This is a genomic window from Escherichia sp. GZ89 (assembly GCF_019366485.1).
In the GTDB taxonomy this organism is placed as follows: domain Bacteria; phylum Pseudomonadota; class Gammaproteobacteria; order Enterobacterales; family Enterobacteriaceae; genus Escherichia; species Escherichia fergusonii.
Window position 1 is genome coordinate 1 of sequence record NZ_JAEOHX010000070.1, and the last position, 543, is coordinate 543.

Here is a 543-nt window from a genome sequence, read left to right on the forward strand (position 1 = left end):
GCTTTGGCATACTTTTGGGTCTTGTAAAGCTGTTCGCCCTGGCTGGCCAAAACTGGAATTTTTGCGCAGTCGGCCTCGATCTGCTGCTCCGTAATTTCAGCCCTGGCGGTGGCGAAGAGTAGAAGCAGGGCGCAAAGAAATAGAGATTTTCTTTGTATTATCACTCCATTACACCATTGAGTTGACCTGTCCCGGCAGCTCTGAATTCGGGATACGGACGGTATACCAGGCGAAACGAAAGCGTTTCCAGAAAGAATCGAAATGAAGGTGGTCCAGGCAATCCATAACGATTTCATTATCCGGGTAAAGCGTGAAGGCAAAATGTGCCCAGCGTGCGCTTAGCTTCATATTAAACAGCGTTCGATCGTGTTTATTACCGTGCAGGCGCGATAGGGTCACCATAGCGTGTAGCGTGCCTTTGTTGGCCTCTTGTTGCACCAGTTCCAGATGCTTATGCGCCAGCGTAATATCCTTCACTTCAAAAATATTCAGCAGGAACAAGCCCCAGGCCTCTTTATGCCCGAACTGATGCGCCAGCCAGAG

Annotated in this window: 2 pseudogenes; both read right to left on the reverse strand. The window is 49.7% G+C overall.

The annotated features are described in order from the left end of the window. A pseudogene (locus K0335_RS22580) lies at window positions 1-164 on the reverse strand (tetratricopeptide repeat protein); the annotation flags it as partial. Between the two features lie 4 nt (window positions 165-168). Continuing rightward, window positions 169-543: pseudogene (locus tag K0335_RS22255) on the reverse strand (hypothetical protein); the annotation flags it as partial.